This is a genomic window from Lacinutrix sp. YIN62, from assembly GCF_057219185.1.
Window position 1 is genome coordinate 1 of the sequence record NZ_JBXVVH010000010.1, and the last position, 19,268, is coordinate 19,268.

The window sequence follows — 19,268 nt, forward strand, 5'->3', positions numbered from 1 at the left end:
TTAAGCCTGCCGCTAGCGTTCATCCTGAGCCAGGATCAAACTCTTCATCGTTAAATCTTAAATATTGTTTAACAATTAAGGAACTTTTCTAAGTACTCAAAATGGTTTATTCTCTTTTTGTAATTAACATCGTTTCCAATGTTAATCTACGCTGTCAATTCAATATGTTTATGAACTTTTTTTCTTGTTTCTCTAAGCGCTTAATCGCTTAGCGGCTGCAAATATACAACTCCTTTTTAATCTCGCAAGATTTTTTTGGTTTTTTGTTGTAATTCTTTTTTAGCCTTGTTTCTGAACGTCGCTTTTACTCTTTTGCCTTGTGGCATACGTGCTAAGCGGCTGCAAATATACATCCTCTTAGCGCTCCTGCAAGCTTTTTTTTATTCTTTTTATTAGGAGTTATTTGCTTTTTATTTAATTGCTTTGTTTTAAGGTGTTTACAGAGTTTTATTTTTATAAAGGTTTTGATCTTATTGGCTTTTTGTTATGTTTTGGTGTTTTTAGGGCTTTGTTTTAGAACTTTTACTCTTTATTTTATAGAAGGACCTTTCTCTTTTTATATTAATTAGGGTGATGAGATTTTAATACGCTTTTTTTTTAGTATTACGTTATTGAGAGATTTTAGATTATTTTAATTGCTATACATTATTAGGTATAATAGTCCCTTTATTCTAGTCGAACTCTTATTACAGAGCTTAATCTCTGCTCATGCTATTATTAGCTTTGATATTGTGATGGCGATTTGTTTTATTGAATCAACATCTCGTAGCTGGTTTACTGTTTTAATATACCTGTTTAGCATTTTGAGAAGACCTAATGTTCTTTTTTATTGAAACAATATCTTAGGGGCTAATAAAATTGCTGGGTTTGACTTTTTTAAAACATTCTCAGATTAAAATTATGGCAAAAAAAAACCATTCTAAAAAGAATGGTTTTTATTAAGAGCCGATGGAGGGACTCGAACCCACGACCTGCTGATTACAAATCAGCTGCTCTAGCCAGCTGAGCTACATCGGCAATGCGAGTGCAAATATAACATTGTAATTAATATCTACAAACTTTTTTTAAAAAATTATGCTAACTTATTTATCTTCTCAATAAGTGCTCGCCCTTTGTCCTCCAGCTCTTGACTGATTGCTTTAAAGTGAACCTTCTTATTTTCAACATCTTTAGCATTTACTTTAGCGATTAGATCGTCAAAAACTTCAATAGCTTCATCAATTAGCGCTTCACTATTTTTTGTATCTTTTTCTGTATTTGAATATTCCCAAACGTAAACTGCTTCAATAATATCACCTATAACATAATTAATGTCTTTTTTTAGGTCTCTTTTATTTGCCATAATATTTATTTTTTATTGTTTGCAAAATTACACATAAACTTCTAATAGTTCTGCCTTTTTTGCTGTAATTTCAAACGTTTTAATTTTTGCAGGTAACAGAAGGGTTTCTCCTATTTTTATAGTTTTAGAATTTGTCCCTATGATTAGCTCTGCTTCTCCATCTACACACATATATATTATAAAAGAATCAAAAGTATTTTCTTTTTCAATAACGTCTTCTTCAATTAAAATATAGTTTGTAGTAAAATAAGTACAATTTATCATTCTATTAGAAATGTTTTCGCTTTTAGAATAACGGACTCTAAAATCATCTTTCATTTTAAAATCAATGGCATCAATTGCTAAATCGTTGTGTAATTCTCTAGCTTCTCCTTTACTGTCTACTCTATCCCAATCATAAACTCTATAGGTAATGTCACTCGTTTGCTGTATTTCTGCCAACATCACTCCTGCTCCAATAGCATGTACTCTGCCCACTTCAATAAAATAAGCATCTCCTTTTTTAACGGTATCAAAATTTAAAATTTCAGGTAGTGTTTTATTATCTAAATGGTTCAAATAAGTTTCTCTGTTTATTTCTTTATTAAAACCTACTATTAGTTTTGAATCTTCATCTGCTTGCATAACATACCACATCTCTGTTTTCCCAAAGGAATTATGACGCTTTGCTGCTAACTCATCATTTGGATGTAATTGAATAGATAAATGTTCTTTTGCATCTATAAACTTAATTAATAAGGGGAATTGATTTCCAAAAATGTTATAGTTCTTTTCCCCTATTAAATCCCCTTTGTAGGTTTCTAATAATGTTTTTAAACTAAGGCCTTTAAATTCACCGTTACTTACTATTGAAATATCGCCTTGCACATCACTAATTTCCCAGCTTTCACCTATCTTAGGTAATGTACTAGGTTTATTTAAAAATGTCTTTAGTTTTTGTCCTCCCCATATTTTATCTTTTAAAATAGGCTCAAATTGTATTGGATAAAATTTTGTTGACATAAATTAATTTCCAGAATAAGTTACAAAATTACGAGGTGTTTCGTAGAGTGTCACCGCTAAATCTAATTTAACATCTAACTTTTGTTTTATTTTATTGTAAATAACTACTACTATATTTTCTGCGGTTGGATTTAATGTTTCAAATTCTGGAACATCTAAATTTAAATTCTTATGATCGAAAGCATCCTCAATCTCACTCTTTATTATGTCTTTTAAAATTTTAACATCTATAACGTATCCTGTTTCTGGATCTATATCTCCTGTTACACTCGCTATAAGCTCATAATTATGCCCATGAAAACTAGGATTATTACATTTTCCGAATACGGCTTCATTTTTTTCGAAAGACCAGTCTTTACGATATAATCTATGAGCGGCATTAAAATGTGCTTTCCTATTAACAGTTACTCTCATCTACAACGTTTATAAATTTGTAAAATTTATCAAATATGATTTTAAACCAAGCTGTATATTGCTCTGGGTTAATTTTTATGTCTTGTTTTACCATTTCTAATGGCATCCATTTCCAAGATTCTACTTCTTCTACATTTACTATTGGCGACTCATTATAATAACCAATCATAATATGATCTAATTCATGCTCGGTTAAACCATTATCAAAAGGCGCTTTATATATAAAGGAAGTTTTTTCTTCTAGAGTCGTTACAAATCCCATTTCTTCTTTTAATCGTCTCGTTCCGGCTTGTAAATTACTTTCTCCTTCTCGTTGATGACTACAACATGTGTTTGTCCACAACCCTGGAGAATGGTACTTACTCATAGCCCTTTGTTGAAGCATTAATTCATTCTTATTATTAAAAATAAAAACAGAAAAAGCGCGATGTAGAACTCCTTTTTCATGAGCTTCTAACTTAGGCATCAAGCCTATTTGTTGGTCTTTTTCGTCTACAAGTATAACGTTTTCTTCCACTATTTCACATATTGAGTAAGAGCAAATTTACAAAATAGCTTATAGTTTCTAATTGTTTTGAGTTAATTTTAAATAATAAGATGAATCGCTTTGCTCTTTAATAAGGACTCCTTTTAAACTATCATCGTGTATTTGCGATATAATAGCCTTCAGAGTTTCAGGTTTTGAATGAAAAGTAAAGGGAGTTGAATATTTAAATTTATATTTGCCAAAATTTAATTTTATGAAATTTATAGACGAAATTAAACGCAGACGGACCTTTGGTATAATCTCTCACCCAGATGCAGGAAAAACAACACTTACAGAGAAGCTTCTTCTTTTTGGTGGAGCCATACAAGAGGCTGGAGCTGTAAAAAGTAATAAAATAAAAAAAGGGGCTACTAGTGATTTTATGGAAATCGAACGTCAGCGTGGAATATCTGTAGCAACTTCGGTTTTAGCCTTTGAATACGATGGTATAAAGATTAATATTCTAGACACACCAGGACATAAAGATTTTGCTGAAGATACTTTTAGAACGTTAACCGCTGTAGATAGTGTTATTGTTGTTATTGATGTCGCAAAAGGGGTTGAAGAGCAAACCGAAAAGTTAGTTGAAGTTTGTCGCATGAGAAATATCCCGATGATTGTTTTTATAAACAAAATGGATAGAGAAGGTAAAGATGCTTTTGAATTACTAGATGAAATTGAACAAAAACTAGGTTTAAAGGTAACTCCTTTAAGTTTTCCAATTGGAATGGGCTATGACTTTAAAGGGATCTATAATCTATGGGAAAAAAACATTAATCTTTTTAGTGGAGATAATAGAAAAGATATTGAAGAAACCGTAGAAGTTTCTAATTTAGATTCTGATGAATTAAATACTTTAATAGGAGATACTGCTGCCGATACCTTAAGAGAAGAGCTAGAATTGGTTGAAGGTATTTACCCTTCTTTCAATAACGAAGATTATTTAGAAGGTCATTTACAACCTGTCTTTTTTGGTTCTGCTTTAAATAATTTTGGGGTCAGAGAATTATTAGACTGCTTTATAGATATAGCACCTAAACCAAGGCCTAAACAAAGTGAAGAACGCTTAGTCAACCCTGAAGAAGAAAAATTCACAGGATTTGTATTTAAAATACATGCCAATATGGATCCTAATCACAGAAACAGGCTTGCCTTTGTTAAAATTGTTTCAGGTGAGTTTAAGCGTAATGCGCCTTATTTGCATGTTCGTAACAATAAAAAGGTTAAATTCTCTAGTCCTAATGCCTTTTTTGCCGAAAAGAAAGAAATTGTAGACATCTCTTATCCTGGAGATATTGTCGGTCTACAAGACACCGGGAATTTTAAAATTGGAGACACTCTTACAGAAGGTGAAGTTTTAAATTATAAAGGGGTTCCTAGTTTTTCGCCAGAACACTTTAGATATATAAACAACGCTGATCCTTTAAAATCAAAACAATTATATAAAGGGATTGACCAATTAATGGATGAAGGTGTTGCGCAATTATTTACTTTAGAATTAAACGGCAGAAAAGTTATCGGTACCGTTGGTGCATTACAATATGAAGTTATTCAATATAGATTAGAACATGAATATGGGGCTAAATGTACTTATGAAAATTTAAATGTTTATAAAGCATGTTGGGTAGATCCTGAAGATTCTAAAAGTGAAGAATATAAAGACTTTTTAAGAGTAAAACAGCGTTTTTTAGCTAAAGATAAGCAAGGGCAATTGGTGTTCTTAGCAGATTCTTCGTTTTCTTTACAAATGACTCAGCAAAAATATCCAAGTATTACGTTTCATTATGTTTCTGAATTCGAGTAATAAAATTACTTTTTATACAAAAAAAAGCCCTTTGAAAATTTTCAAAGGGCTTTTTTTATTATGCCTGACCTGTTGGACCAAAGTTTAATGGAATTGGGGCTTGCTCATAATCTTTAATTTCACCGTGTGCATTTTCAAAACGTTTAACGTTATCATTTAATGCTTTCAGTAAGCGTTTTGCATGTTGTGGTGTTAATATAATTCTGGATTTCACTTTACTTTTTGGTGTGCCAGGCATTATACTTACAAAATCTACAACAAATTCAGATACCGAATGGTTTATAATTGCTAGATTAGAATAGATCCCTTCTGCTATTTTCTCATCTAACTCAATGTTAATTTGTCCTTGTTTTTTTTCTTCTTTATGGTCTGCCATAGTATATGTATTTACGCTTTCAGGTTTAACGAAAGTGCTGTTAATATTATATATCAAATAAAAAGTCCTGCATTAAGCAGGACTTTTATAATTGTCTTAAAAATTAAAACTGATGTTTTAATCTATTAGATTTCTGCTTTTAGACAAACTATAATTCTTAATTATAATTTACTTCTTTTTTAGCTTTCATCATTTCATCAAATTCTTCCTTAGATCCTACTATAATATTATCATAAGCTCGCATTCCTGTTCCTGCTGGAATTCTATGTCCTACAATTACATTTTCTTTAAGACCTTCAAGAGAATCTATTTTACCTGCTACAGCTGCTTCATTAAGTACTTTCGTTGTTTCCTGGAACGATGCCGCAGATATAAACGATTTGGTTTGTAAAGAAGCTCTTGTAATACCTTGTAAAATAGGTGTTGCTGTTGCTGGTTGTGCATCTCTAGCTACAACTAACTTTTTATCTTCACGACGCAATAATGAATTTTCATCTCTTAATTCGAAAGATGTAATAATCTGTCCTTCTTTAAGATTTGTAGATTCTCCTGCATCTTCAACAACTTTCTTACCAAATATTTCGTCATTTTGTTCGATAAAATCAGATTTGTGTACTAATTGATCTTCTAAGAAAATAGTATCTCCTGAATCAATTATTTTAACTTTTCTCATCATTTGTCTCACGACTACTTCGAAATGCTTATCATTAATTTTCACCCCTTGTAATCGGTATACTTCTTGAACTTCGTTAACCAAATACTGTTGTACTGCTGAAGGCCCTTTTATATTTAAAATATCATTTGGAGTAATAGAACCGTCTGATAAAGGCATCCCTGCTTTCACAAAATCATTTTCTTGTACAAGAATTTGATTTGATAATTTAACTAAGTATTTTTTAATGTCTCCTAATTTAGACTCTATAATAATCTCACGATTACCACGCTTAATTTTACCAAAAGAAACCACACCATCTATGGCACTTACAACTGCTGGGTTAGAAGGGTTACGTGCTTCAAACAACTCTGTTACACGTGGTAGACCTCCTGTAATATCCCCTGCTTTTGCAGATTTTCGAGGGATTTTAACTAATATTTTACCAATATTAATCTTCTCGCCATCGTCTATCATTATGTGGGCTCCTACTGGGAGGTTATACGAACGAATCGCTTCTCCTTTAGCATCTTCCACAATAAGTGTTGGTATTAATTTCTTGTTTCTAGATTCAGAAATTACTTTCTCTTGGAAACCGGTTTGTTCATCAATTTCAACTTGATAAGTTACACCTTGTTCAATATTCTCATATCTAACTTTTCCAGCAAATTCTGAAATAATAACACCATTATATGGATCCCATTCACAAACAACATCTCCTGTTTTTAGTTTATCGCCACTCTTAATGAATATAGCTGAACCGTAAGGAATATTATTAGTACTTAATGTTATACCTGTCTTCTTGTCAATAAGTTTCAACTCAGAAGTACGTGAAATGACAATATCTATTTCATTTCCTTCTTTATCTTCGCCTTTAACTGTTTTTAATTCTTCTATTTCTGCAATACCATCAAATTTAGCAGCCAACTTGTTTTCCTCAGAAATGTTACCTGCAATACCTCCTACGTGGAAAGTACGCAATGTTAACTGTGTTCCTGGTTCACCAATAGATTGTGCTGCTACTACACCAACAGCTTCTCCACGTTGTACCATTTTATTTGTTGCCAAGTTACGTCCGTAGCAGTTAGCACAAATTCCTTTCTTAGCTTCACAACTTAGTGGAGAACGTACTTCGACAGCATCTAATGGCGATTCTTCGATTTTTTTAGCAATTTCATCACTAATTAATTCTCCTGAAGTTGCTATAACCTCCTCTGTTAATGGGTTGTATATATCATTAAGAGCTATACGACCTACGACGCGTGCGCTTAATTTTTCTACAACTTCATCATTCTTTTTTAGTGCAGTAACTTCTACACCTCGTAATGTACCACAGTCTTCACTATTAATAATGACATCTTGAGATACATCTACCAAACGACGTGTTAAATACCCGGCATCTGCAGTTTTAAGTGCTGTATCGGCAAGACCTTTACGTGCCCCGTGTGTAGATATAAAGTATTCTAAAATTGAAAGTCCTTCTTTAAAGTTAGAAAGAATTGGATTTTCAATAATCTCTCCTCCACCTGCATTAGATTTCTTAGGTTTTGCCATTAATCCACGCATACCTGTAAGCTGACGAATCTGTTCTTTAGATCCACGGGCTCCAGAATCAAGCATCATATACACAGAGTTAAATCCTTGTTGATCCTCTCTAATACGTTTCATAGACAACTCTGTCAACTCTGCATTTGTTGATGTCCAGATATCAATAACTTGGTTATAACGTTCATTATTTGTTATAAGTCCCATGTTATAGTTTCCAGTAATACCATCTACTTTCTTATTGGCAGCATCAATCATTGATTGCTTTTCTGGTGGGATAATAATATCTCCTAAACTAAATGATAATCCACCTCTAAATGCGAAGTTATAACCTAAGGTTTTAATTTCATCTAAGAAAGCTGCTGTTTCTGGTACACTAGTTACTTTTAAAATCCCTCCAATAATATCTCTAAGAGATTTTTTGGTTAAGACTTCGTTTATATATCCTGCTGCAGCTGGTACTTTTTCATTAAAAAGGACACGCCCTACAGTTGTTTCTATAATTTGTGGTACTAATTCTCCTGCTGCATTAAAGTCTATTGTTCTTACTTTAATTTGAGCATTTAAATCTACACGTTGCTCATTATAAGCAATCGTTACTTCTTCTGCAGAGTAGAAAGTTAAACCTTCTCCTTTAATTATTAATTCTGGAGTAGACTTACGCAATTTGGTCATATAATAAAGACCAAGTACCATATCCTGAGAAGGTACCGTTACTGGTGATCCGTTTGCAGGATTTAATATATTATGAGAGGCCAACATTAATAACTGACACTCTAAAATTGCTTCTGGTCCTAATGGTAAGTGTACCGCCATTTGATCCCCATCAAAATCGGCATTAAAAGCCGTACATACTAATGGGTGCAATTGTATTGCTTTACCTTCAATAAGTTTCGGTTGAAATGCTTGGATACCTAAACGGTGAAGCGTAGGAGCACGGTTAAGTAGTACAGGGTGACCTTTTAGAACATTCTCTAAAATATCCCAAACTACAGGCTCTCTTTTATCGATAATCTTTTTAGCAGATTTTACGGTTTTTACAATTCCTCTTTCTATTAATTTTCTAATAATAAAAGGTTTGTAAAGCTCGGCTGCCATATTTTTTGGTAAACCACACTCAAATAATTTTAATTCTGGTCCTACAACAATTACAGAACGTGCAGAATAATCGACACGCTTACCTAATAAGTTTTGACGGAAACGTCCTTGTTTACCTTTAAGCGAATCGGATAACGATTTTAATGGTCTATTAGAATCTGTTTTTACTGCCGAAGACTTACGTGTGTTATCAAATAATGAATCTACTGATTCCTGTAGCATACGTTTTTCATTACGTAAGATTACTTCAGGAGCTTTAATTTCCACTAATCTTTTTAAACGATTATTACGTATAATTACACGACGGTATAAATCATTTAAATCTGAAGTAGCGAAACGCCCTCCATCTAATGGCACTAATGGTCGTAATTCTGGTGGAATAATTGGCACAACTTTCATAATCATCCATTCTGGACGATTTTCTCTGTTGTTATTAGACTCACGTAGAGCTTCTACAACTTGTAGACGTTTTAAAGCTTCTGTTTTACGTTGTTTAGACGTTTCAGTATTTGCTTTATGACGTAATTGGTATGATAATGTATCTAAATCTATTCTAGACAACAATTCTATTAAACATTCAGCTCCCATTTTAGCAATAAACTTTTCTGGGTCTGTTTCATCTAGATATTGATTCTCAATAGGAAGACTTTCTAATACATTAAGGTATTCTTCTTCTGTTAAGAAGTCCATTTTTTGTAATGGCTCACCTTCTTCATTTTTGGCATTACCTGGTTGAATTACTACATAACGCTCGTAGTAAATAATCATATCTAATTTCTTAGATGGTAAGCCTAATAAATATCCTATTTTATTTGGTAAAGAACGGAAATACCAAATATGAGCAACAGGTACAACAAGATTGATGTGTCCTACTCTATCACGACGTACTTTCTTTTCTGTTACTTCAACGCCACAACGGTCACATACTATTCCTTTGTAACGTATTCTTTTATATTTTCCACAAGCACATTCGTAGTCTTTAACAGGACCAAAAATACGCTCACAGAACAAACCATCTCGCTCAGGTTTGTGTGTTCGATAATTGATAGTTTCTGGTTTTAAAACCTCTCCTCTAGACTCTGCTAATATAGACTCTGGAGATGCCAAACCAATTGAGATTTTATTAAATCTCTTTACTGTATTCTTATCTTGTTTTCTTGCCATAATGCTGAAACTTTGATTTTTTTTATATTGAAGTTTTAACCTTAAAAGTTAAAACTTCAATTTAAAAGATTCCCGTTTACACGGGAATATGAATTATTCCTCTAATCTAATGTCTAACCCTAATCCTTTCAACTCATGCATAAGTACATTGAAAGATTCTGGTAATCCTGGATCTGGCATAGCTTCTCCTTTTACGATAGATTCGTAAGTTTTAGCTCTACCAACCACATCATCAGATTTTACGGTTAAGATTTCCCTTAACGTAGCAGATGCGCCATAAGCCTCTAGTGCCCAAACTTCCATTTCTCCAAAACGCTGACCACCAAATTGTGCTTTACCACCAAGAGGTTGTTGCGTAATTAGTGAGTATGGACCTATAGAACGTGCGTGCATTTTATCGTCAACCATATGCCCTAATTTTAGCATATAGATAACCCCTACTGTTGCAGGCTGATCAAAACGTTGTCCTGTTCCACCATCGTATAAATACGTATGTCCGTATCTAGGAATTCCTGCTTCATCTGTGAATTCGTTAATTTGATCTATTGTAGCACCATCAAAAATTGGCGTTGCATAGGTACGCCCTAAATCTTGACCTGCCCACCCTAAAACAGTTTCATATATTTGTCCAATATTCATACGAGAAGGTACCCCTAATGGATTCAATACAATATCTACAGGTGTTCCATTCTCTAGAAATGGCATATCTTCTTGACGAACGATACGCGCAACAATACCTTTGTTACCGTGACGTCCTGCCATTTTATCCCCCACTTTAAGTTTACGTTTTTTCGCAATATAAACCTTAGCAAGTTTAATAATACCTGCTGGTAATTCATCTCCTACAGAGATGGTAAATTTCTCACGTCTTAGAGCGCCTTGTAAATCATTCTCTTTAATCTTATAGTTGTGAATTAAATCTGCAACTAATTTATTCGTATGATCGTCTGTAGTCCAAGTCCCTGAAGTTAAGTGTGTATAATCATCGACAGCATTTAACATTTTTAAAGTAAACTTCTTACCTTTTGGTAATACTTCTTCCCCTAAATCGTTAAAAATACCTTGTGATGTTTTTCCATTTACAATATTGAATAACTTTTCTATCAAAACGGTTTGCAATGCTTCAAATTTAGCATTATAGATTCCTTCTAATTGAGAAATATCTTCCTTGTCTTGAGCTCTTTTACGTTTATCCTTTATTGCACGAGAGAACAGTTTTTTATTAATTACGACCCCATGTAATGATGGAGAAGCTTTTAAAGATGCATCTTTAACATCTCCAGCTTTATCTCCAAAGATAGCACGTAATAATTTTTCTTCTGGTGTTGGATCGCTTTCTCCTTTTGGAGTAATTTTTCCAATAAGAATATCTCCTGGTTTAACTTCTGCACCAATACGAATCATTCCATTTTCATCCAAGTCTTTAGTCGCCTCTTCAGAAACATTAGGTATGTCATTAGTTAACTCTTCATTACCTAATTTTGTATCTCTAACATCTAAAGAATACTCATCAATATGAATAGATGTAAATATATCTTCACGTACTACTTTTTCTGAAATTACAATCGCATCCTCAAAATTATACCCTTTCCATGGCATAAAGGCTACTTTCATATTTCTACCAAGTGCTAATTCTCCTTTTTGAGTAGCATACCCTTCAGATAACACTTGTCCTTTAGAAACTTTATCTCCTTTCTTAACGATAGGTTTTAAGTTAATAGAAGTCCCTTGATTTGTTTTTCTAAATTTAACTAACGGGTAACGTTTAATATCACTATCAAAACTTACTTTAGCCTCGTCTTCTGTACGATCATATTGTATTACAATCTCATTAGCATCTACATACTGTACAACTCCCTCTCCTTCTGCATTAATCAATACTCTTGAATCTGAAGCTACTTGGCGCTCTAATCCTGTTCCTACAATAGGAGCTTGAGGACGTAATAATGGTACAGCTTGACGCATCATGTTTGATCCCATCAAGGCTCTATTCGCATCATCATGCTCTAAGAAAGGAATTAAAGAGGCTGAAATTGAAGAGATTTGATTTGGAGCAACATCGGTATAATCTACTTTTGTTGGCTCTATTACAGGGAAATCACCTTCCATACGAGCAATTACTTTGTCGTGAAGGATTTTTCCATTCTCATCAACTTTTACAGTTGCCTGTGCAATTAATTTTTCTTCTTCTTCTTCTGCACTTAAATAAGTTGGTGTATTTTCAATATCGACAACACCATCGTTTACCTTTCTGTATGGCGTTTCAATGAAGCCCATTGAATTTACTTTTGCGAACACAGAAAGTGATGAGATCAAACCAATGTTTGGTCCCTCTGGTGTTTCAATAGGACATAAACGCCCGTAATGTGTATAGTGAACATCACGAACTTCAAATCCTGCTCTCTCCCTTGATAAACCTCCTGGTCCAAGGGCAGATAGACGACGCTTGTGCGTAATCTCTGCCAAAGGATTCGTTTGATCCATAAATTGAGATAACTGATTGGTTCCAAAGAAGGAATTAATCACAGAAGACAGTGTCTTTGCGTTAATTAAATCTATAGGTGTAAAAACTTCGTTATCACGAACGTTCATACGTTCACGAATAGTACGCGCCATACGTGCTAAACCAACTCCAAATTGTTGAGATAATTGTTCCCCTACCGTACGTACACGACGATTAGATAAGTGATCGATATCATCAATCTCTGCTTTAGAGTTTATCAGTTCTATTAAGTACTTTATAATGGTAATGATATCTTCTTTGGTAAGTACTTGCTTGTCCATACCGATATCTAACCCTAATTTCTTGTTCATTCTATAACGACCTACCTCTCCTAAAGAGTAACGTTGATCACTAAAGAATAATTTATCTATAATTCCACGTGCTGTTTCCTCATCTGGCGGCTCAGCATTACGTAGTTGTCTATAAATATGCTCTACAGCTTCTTTTTCAGAATTTGTTGGATCCTTTTGAAGTGTATTATGTATAATTGCGTAATCTCCTTGTTCAGCACTTTCTTTGTGTAAAAGAATAGTTTTAACGCCTACTTCAAGAATTTCTTCAATGTTTTCTTTATCTAAAATGGTGTCACGGTCTAACACAATTTCGTTACGCTCGATAGAAACTACTTCTCCAGTATCTTCATCTACGAAATCTTCATGCCATGTATTTAATACACGCGCTGCTAGTTTTCTACCTTGGTATTTTTTTAGTCCTGTCTTTGAAACTTTAACCTCTTCGGCTAAATCAAAGATTTCAAGAATATCTTTATCACGCTCAAAACCGATAGCTCTAAATAAAGTTGTTACAGGTAACTTCTTTTTTCGATCGATGTAAGCATACATTACTTGATTAATATCTGTAGCAAATTCAATCCAAGAACCTTTAAAAGGAATAACTCTTGCTGAATATAATTTTGTCCCATTGGCATGGAAAGACTGTCCAAAGAATACACCTGGAGATCTATGCAATTGAGATACTACTACTCGTTCTGCGCCATTAATACAAAAGGTACCACTTGGAGTCATGTAAGGTATTGTACCTAAGTACACATCTTGAACAATAGTTTCGAAATCCTCGTGTTCAGGGTCTGTACAATAAAGTTTTAACCTTGCTTTAAGCGGAACGCTATATGTAAGTCCTCTTTCAATACATTCTTCAATAGCGTATCTTGGTGGATCAATAAAGTAATCTAAAAATTCTAAAACGAATTGATTACGTGTGTCTGTTATTGGAAAGTTTTCCATGAAGGTATTGTACAACCCTTCATCACCTCTTTCTTCAGATTTAGTTTCTAATTGGAAAAAATCCTGGAAGGACTTTATTTGAATATCCATAAAATCTGGATATTCAGTTCTATTGATAATAGACGAGAAATTTAATCTTTCAGCTTGTGTTACTAACATCAATGGACGAAATTTTGATTAAAAAAAATATGATTGTATATAGTTGGGCACTATATACGACAAATGGTCTAGGTCTTGGAGATTATTCTCCAGACCTAAACCTTTGTATTGTTTTATAGTAAAGCTTACTTAAGCTCAACCTCTGCTCCAGCTTCTTCTAAAGAAGATTTTAAGCCTTCTGCTTCATCTTTAGAAACACCTTCTTTGATTGCACTTGGTGCATCATCAACTAATCCTTTAGCTTCTTTTAATCCTAATCCAGTTAATTCCTTAACTAATTTTACAACAGCTAACTTAGCGCTACCTGCAGCTTTAAGGATTACATCAAATTCAGTTTGCTCTTCAGCAGCTTCAGCACCAGGTCCAGCAGGTCCAGCTACTACAGCAGCAGCTGCAGGCTCAATACCGTACTCTTCTTTTAATATGTTAGCTAATTCATTAACATCTTTTACTGTTAAATTAACTAATTGTTCTGCGAAATCTTTTAAATCTGCCATTTTCTATCGTTTTAATAATTTTGTAATTGTAATAATATATTTGTAATAAAGTGCGTACTTTCTAAATTATCCTTCTTTTTCGGATAATGTTTTAAGAATACCTGCAAGTTTTCCTCCACTAGATTGAAGTGCAGAAACTACGTTTTTAGCAGGCGATTGTAATAATCCAATGATATCTCCAATCAATTCTTCTCTAGATTTAATGTTTACTAACATTTCTAGTTGGTCATCGCCAATGTATACAGCTTCTTCTATAAACGCTCCTTTTAATAAAGGTTTTTCAGATTTCTTACGAAATGCTTTTATAACCTTAGCTGGGGCATTACCAGTTTCTGAGTACATTATAGATGTATTCCCTTTAAGCGTTGTAGGTAAGTCTCCAAAATCTTTGTCTGAAGCTTCCATTGCTTTTTCAAGTAATGTGTTTTTTACTACTGCTAATTTTACGTTTGCTTTGAAACAAGCACGACGTAAATCTGAAGTATTACCTGCATTTAATCCTGAAATATCTGCTAAATATATGTTAGCGTTTTCAGCTAGCTCTCCAGTTAATTCTTCAATAACTTGTGATTTTTCTTCTCTTGTCATAATTATAAGTTATTTTAACTATTAACCGATTTTAGTATCAACTGCTATACTAGGGCTCATTGTACTAGAGATAAAAATACTCTTTACATAAGTTCCTTTTGCTGCAGTTGGCTTCAGTTTCATTAATGTTGTTAATAATTCATTTGCATTACCTGCTATTTTATCAGCGCTAAAAGAAGCTTTTCCTATTGCAGCGTGTACAATACCTGTTTTATCAACTTTAAAGTCAATTTTACCAGCTTTAACTTCTGTTACAGCTTTAGAAACATCCATTGTTACTGTTCCTGTTTTTGGGTTAGGCATTAAACCACGTGGTCCTAAGACACGTCCTAAAGGCCCTAATTTACCCATTACACTTGGCATAGTAATAATGACATCTACATCTGTCCACCCTGATTTAATTTTATCAAGATATTCTTGTAATCCAACATAATCAGCGCCTGCTGCTTTAGCTTCTTCTTCTTTATCTGGAGTTACTAATGCTAATACTTTTACATCTTTACCAGTACCATGAGGAAGCGATACTACGCCTCTTACCATTTGATTAGCTTTTCTTGGATCTACTCCAAGACGTACAGCGATATCCACTGATGCATCAAACTTTGTATTGGTTATTTCTTTTACTAATGCTGAAGCTTCATCTAAAGAATAGATTTTATCCTTTACGATTTTTGCTTGAGCTTCTTTTTGTTTCTTTGTTAATCTTGCCATTTTAAAATCTTTTTAGGTTAATTAGGTGCTTCACCACCTTTAACAGTTATACCCATAGATCTTGCTGTACCAGCAATCATTCTCATTGCAGATTCAATAGTAAAGGCATTTAAATCTGCCATTTTATCTTCTGCTATTGTTCTGACTTGATCCCAAGAAACTTTTGCTACTTTCTTAACGTGAGGTTCACCTGATCCTTTCTTTACCTTGGCCGCTTCTAATAATTGTACTGCAGCTGGAGGGGTTTTAATTACAAATTCAAATGATTTGTCTTTGTAAACCGAGATAACAACTGGTAAAACTTTACCAGATTTGTCCTGTGTTCTAGCATTAAACTGCTTACAGAACTCCATAATGTTAACTCCAGCAGCACCTAAAGCGGGTCCAACCGGTGGCGACGGATTCGCAGCACCTCCCCTTACTTGTAACTTAACTACTTTACTTAATTCTTTTGCCATTTTCAATAATTTAGTTCGGTATCCATTTATTTATTTGGAAGCATAAATCGATCCCATCTTTATGTAACAATTATTATATCTTCTCAACTTGCATATAGCTTAATTCTAATGGTGTTTTTCTTCCAAAAATTTTAACCATCACTTCTAGCTTACGCTTTTCTTCATTTATGTTTTCTATGGTACCATCAAATCCATTAAATGGTCCATCTATTACTTTAACTGTTTCTCCTTTTGTATAAGGGATCGCTACATTTGTATCTGTTTCTACCGTTAGCTCATCGACCTTACCTAACATTCTGTTTACTTCAGATTGTCTTAAAGGTAAAGGATCTCCTCCTTTTGTAGCACCTAAAAAACCAATTACGTTTGTAATTGATTTTATAATATGAGGAATCTCCCCTGTTAGGTTTGCTTTTATCATTATATAACCACTGAAATAAACTTTCTCTTTGGTTATTTTTTTTCCATTTCGTATTTGAACAACATTTTCTGTAGGAACTAATACTTGCTCAACATAATCTTGTAAACCTAATCGTGCTATTTCATTCTCGATATAAGTTTTAATTTTGTTTTCTTGCCCACTTACCGCTCTTACAACGTACCATTTTTTTTCACCTACTTCAGCCATACTAACCTGATTTTTTTTACCAGTTAACCTATTAAATTAAAATATTGACTTATAACTTTACTAAAAACGGTGTCTATTCCCCAAATTGTTAAAGAGAATACAATTGAAAACACAGCTACTAAAACAGTCAATCGTTGTGTTTCTGCCCATGGAGTCCAAGTTACATTGTTTTTCAACTCTCCAAATGATTCTTTTATGTAATCTACTATTCCAGCCATGTATATTCTTTTTATAAGGATTAAAACAAAACTCCTTTACACTTATTTTTTAACGTCTAAAAACAAAGCCTATAAAAGCTTTGTTTTTTAAGCACGGGTTGAGAGACTCGAACTCCCGACACCTGGTTTTGGAGACCAGTGCTCTACCAACTGAGCTAAACCCGTAGATAAATTAAGGTGTTTCAGTATTTTCGAAACACCTTAATTTTTATAAACTTAGTTTATTATAATATCTCTGTTACCTGACCAGCACCAACTGTTCTTCCTCCTTCACGGATAGCGAAACGTAAACCTACGTTCATTGCAATTGGTTGAATTAATTCTACTGTAATTGTCAAGTTATCTCCTGGCATAACCATCTCTACTCCATCAGGTAAAGCAATGTTACCAGTTACATCTGTTGTACGTACGTAAAACTGTGGACGGTAGTTGTTATGGAATGGTGTATGACGTCCTCCTTCTTCTTTTTTAAGGATATAAACCTCTGCTTTAAATTTAGCGTGAGGTGTTACAGAACCTGGCTTACAGATTACCATACCTCTAGAGATTTGTGTTTTCTCTATACCTCTTAATAAGATACCTGCATTATCTCCAGCTTCTCCTCTATCTAATATTTGACGGAACATTTCGATTCCTGTAATAGTAGAAGTCAGTTTTTCAGCCCCCATACCAATAATCTCTACAGGATCTCCAGTATTAGCAATACCCGTTTCTATACGTCCAGTTGCTACAGTACCACGACCTGTAATTGAGAATACATCTTCAATAGGCATTAAGAAATCTTTATCCACTTCTCTTGTAGGCTCTTCAATCCAAGCATCAACCTGCGCCATCAATTCCATTACTGTATCTACCCATTTTTGCTCACCGTTAAGCGCACCTAAAGCTGAACCAGAAACTACAGGCCCATTATCTCCATCGTACTCATAGAAAGACAACAATTCTCTAACTTCCATATCTACCAACTCTAAAAGCTCCTCATCATCAACCATATCCACTTTATTCAAGAACACAACGATTCTTGGGATACCTACCTGACGCCCTAATAAGATATGCTCACGTGTTTGTGGCATAGGACCATCTGTTGCAGCAACCACCAATATAGCACCATCCATTTGAGCAGCACCAGTAACCATATTCTTTACGTAATCGGCGTGACCTGGACAATCAACGTGAGCATAGTGACGATTAGCTGTCGCATACTCCACGTGAGACGTATTAATTGTGATACCTCTTTCTTTTTCTTCAGGAGCATTATCGATTTGATCGAAATCTTTTGCTTCTGATAAACCTGCATCAGCTAATACTTTAGTAATAGCAGCAGTTAACGTTGTTTTACCGTGATCTACATGTCCAATTGTACCAATATTTAAGTGTGGTTTTGAACGATCGAAAGTTGCCTTTGCCATGTTTTAATAATTTAATCTTAGTTATATAATAATATTAGTGTTCTATTTTTAACTTCCTTAATATAGAGCCAATGACGGGATTTGAACCCGTGACCTCTTCCTTACCAAGGAAACGCTCTACCCCTGAGCTACACCGGCTTAAATAATTAGAGCGAGAGACCGGGTTCGAACCGGCGACATTCAGCTTGGAAGGCTGACGCTCTACCAACTGAGCTACTCTCGCAATTATTTAATTCCAATTAAGTTTAAAATTTAGTGGGGAGAGCAGGATTCGAACCTGCGAAGACATAGTCAGCAGATTTACAGTCTGCCCTCGTTGGCCGCTTGAGTATCTCCCCTATTTTAAACTTTCACTCTTTTAAAGAACGTTCAATCCATTATCTTTCTCAAGATTTTTGGATTATTTTGAGCCGATGGAGGGACTCGAACCCACGACCTGCTGATTACAAATCAGCTGCTCTAGCCAGCTGAGCTACATCGGCTTTTTACTGCTTTTTTCGTCATAAAAAAAGCCCGCTATTTCTAACGGACTGCAAATGTAAATATTTATTCTTTTATTCAAAGCATTTTTTAAAAAAAATTTTCATTTTTTTTTTAAATATGTGCTCTGAGCTTTTCTTTTCGTTTCTTTAATTGTCTTTCTAACGATGCTACAGCGGCATCTGCGCCTTCCTCAAAGGATTTACATTGCTTTTTAACGACAAAACTATCTCCTGGTACACTTACTCTTACTTCAAATATTTTATTTTCTTTATCGCTAGTATTTTCAACTTTTAAAAACACATCTGATTTAATTACCTTATCGTAAAACAGTTCCAACTTATCCATTCGCTTTTGAATAAAATCCAATAGCTTTTGATCTGCATTAAAATTTACTGATTGTGTGTTCACCTTCATATTCTTCATTTTTATTGGTTAAACAATGATTTT

The 19,268-nt window shown here is 33.9% G+C and carries 16 protein-coding genes and 6 tRNA genes; 1 reads left to right on the forward strand and 21 read right to left on the reverse strand.

All coding sequences use genetic code 11. The annotated features are described in order from the left end of the window. Positions 1 to 943: 943 nt before the first annotated feature. From AC2D8I_RS08160 to idi, 5 genes are all read right to left on the reverse strand, one after another. Positions 944 to 1,017, reverse strand: a tRNA-Thr gene (locus AC2D8I_RS08160). 55 nt (positions 1,018 to 1,072) lie between these two features. Then, complete coding sequence (locus AC2D8I_RS08165) at positions 1,073 to 1,342, reverse strand: hypothetical protein (RefSeq protein ID WP_484705512.1); 270 nt, start codon at positions 1,340 to 1,342, stop codon at positions 1,073 to 1,075. 27 nt (positions 1,343 to 1,369) lie between these two features. Further along, entirely contained in the window at positions 1,370 to 2,344 is a 975-nt protein-coding gene (locus AC2D8I_RS08170) for a type I phosphomannose isomerase catalytic subunit (protein WP_484705513.1), read from the reverse strand. 3 nt (positions 2,345 to 2,347) lie between these two features. After that, positions 2,348 to 2,758: a 6-pyruvoyl trahydropterin synthase family protein gene (locus AC2D8I_RS08175; RefSeq protein WP_484705514.1), complete on the reverse strand. Its 411-nt coding sequence runs from the start codon at positions 2,756 to 2,758 to the stop codon at positions 2,348 to 2,350. Continuing rightward, complete coding sequence (idi, locus tag AC2D8I_RS08180; protein WP_484705623.1) at positions 2,742 to 3,278, reverse strand: isopentenyl-diphosphate Delta-isomerase; 537 nt, start codon at positions 3,276 to 3,278, stop codon at positions 2,742 to 2,744. Before idi ends, AC2D8I_RS08175 begins: the two co-directional genes overlap by 17 nt. Before the next feature lie 220 nt (positions 3,279 to 3,498). Between idi and AC2D8I_RS08185 the strand changes: the two genes are divergently transcribed. Beyond that, entirely contained in the window at positions 3,499 to 5,088 is a 1,590-nt protein-coding gene (locus AC2D8I_RS08185) for a peptide chain release factor 3 (RefSeq protein WP_484705515.1), read from the forward strand. A 58-nt stretch (positions 5,089 to 5,146) separates the two neighbouring features. On the opposite strand, the gene AC2D8I_RS08190 is transcribed toward AC2D8I_RS08185, so the two are convergent. From AC2D8I_RS08190 to hpf, 16 genes are all read right to left on the reverse strand, one after another. Beyond that, positions 5,147 to 5,464 carry a DUF3467 domain-containing protein gene (locus AC2D8I_RS08190; protein ID WP_484705516.1) on the reverse strand — a complete coding sequence of 106 codons (318 nt, stop codon included), beginning with the start codon at positions 5,462 to 5,464 and terminating at the stop codon, positions 5,147 to 5,149. Positions 5,465 to 5,621: 157 nt separating this feature from the next. Then, on the reverse strand, positions 5,622 to 9,923 hold the full coding sequence (gene rpoC / locus AC2D8I_RS08195) for a DNA-directed RNA polymerase subunit beta' (RefSeq protein ID WP_484705517.1): 4,302 nt from the start codon (positions 9,921 to 9,923) through the stop codon (positions 5,622 to 5,624). Positions 9,924 to 10,016: 93 nt separating this feature from the next. Further along, positions 10,017 to 13,829, reverse strand: a complete 3,813-nt coding sequence (gene rpoB / locus AC2D8I_RS08200; protein ID WP_484705518.1) for a DNA-directed RNA polymerase subunit beta — start codon at positions 13,827 to 13,829, stop codon at positions 10,017 to 10,019. A 125-nt stretch (positions 13,830 to 13,954) separates the two neighbouring features. After that, entirely contained in the window at positions 13,955 to 14,326 is a 372-nt protein-coding gene (gene rplL / locus AC2D8I_RS08205; protein ID WP_484705519.1) for a 50S ribosomal protein L7/L12, read from the reverse strand. Positions 14,327 to 14,392: 66 nt separating this feature from the next. Beyond that, positions 14,393 to 14,914, reverse strand: a complete 522-nt coding sequence (gene rplJ, locus AC2D8I_RS08210) for a 50S ribosomal protein L10 (RefSeq protein ID WP_484705520.1) — start codon at positions 14,912 to 14,914, stop codon at positions 14,393 to 14,395. A gap of 21 nt (positions 14,915 to 14,935) precedes the next feature. After that, the gene (gene rplA / locus AC2D8I_RS08215; RefSeq protein ID WP_484705521.1) at positions 14,936 to 15,625 is read right to left on the reverse strand and encodes a 50S ribosomal protein L1; all 690 of its coding nucleotides are present in this window, start codon (positions 15,623 to 15,625) and stop codon (positions 14,936 to 14,938) included. A gap of 17 nt (positions 15,626 to 15,642) precedes the next feature. Further along, a complete protein-coding gene (rplK, locus tag AC2D8I_RS08220; protein WP_484705624.1) occupies positions 15,643 to 16,083 on the reverse strand; it encodes a 50S ribosomal protein L11 in 441 nt (146 codons plus the stop codon). A gap of 73 nt (positions 16,084 to 16,156) precedes the next feature. Beyond that, a complete protein-coding gene (nusG, locus tag AC2D8I_RS08225; protein ID WP_484705522.1) occupies positions 16,157 to 16,711 on the reverse strand; it encodes a transcription termination/antitermination protein NusG in 555 nt (184 codons plus the stop codon). A gap of 23 nt (positions 16,712 to 16,734) precedes the next feature. After that, a complete protein-coding gene (secE, locus tag AC2D8I_RS08230) occupies positions 16,735 to 16,929 on the reverse strand; it encodes a preprotein translocase subunit SecE (RefSeq protein ID WP_484705523.1) in 195 nt (64 codons plus the stop codon). Positions 16,930 to 17,021: 92 nt separating this feature from the next. Further along, a tRNA-Trp gene (locus AC2D8I_RS08235) sits at positions 17,022 to 17,094 on the reverse strand. 59 nt (positions 17,095 to 17,153) lie between these two features. After that, positions 17,154 to 18,338 (reverse strand): elongation factor Tu, encoded by a 1,185-nt coding sequence (gene tuf / locus AC2D8I_RS08240; protein ID WP_484705524.1) that lies wholly within the window; start codon positions 18,336 to 18,338, stop codon positions 17,154 to 17,156. A gap of 66 nt (positions 18,339 to 18,404) precedes the next feature. Further along, a tRNA-Thr gene (locus AC2D8I_RS08245) sits at positions 18,405 to 18,476 on the reverse strand. Positions 18,477 to 18,488: 12 nt separating this feature from the next. Next, positions 18,489 to 18,561: transfer RNA gene (locus tag AC2D8I_RS08250), tRNA-Gly, on the reverse strand. Between the two features lie 33 nt (positions 18,562 to 18,594). After that, a tRNA-Tyr gene (locus AC2D8I_RS08255) sits at positions 18,595 to 18,676 on the reverse strand. Positions 18,677 to 18,746: 70 nt separating this feature from the next. After that, positions 18,747 to 18,820: transfer RNA gene (locus tag AC2D8I_RS08260), tRNA-Thr, on the reverse strand. A 112-nt stretch (positions 18,821 to 18,932) separates the two neighbouring features. Further along, positions 18,933 to 19,235, reverse strand: coding sequence for a ribosome hibernation-promoting factor, HPF/YfiA family (gene hpf / locus AC2D8I_RS08265; RefSeq protein ID WP_484705525.1), 303 nt, complete (start codon positions 19,233 to 19,235; stop codon positions 18,933 to 18,935). Positions 19,236 to 19,268: the final 33 nt, after the last annotated feature.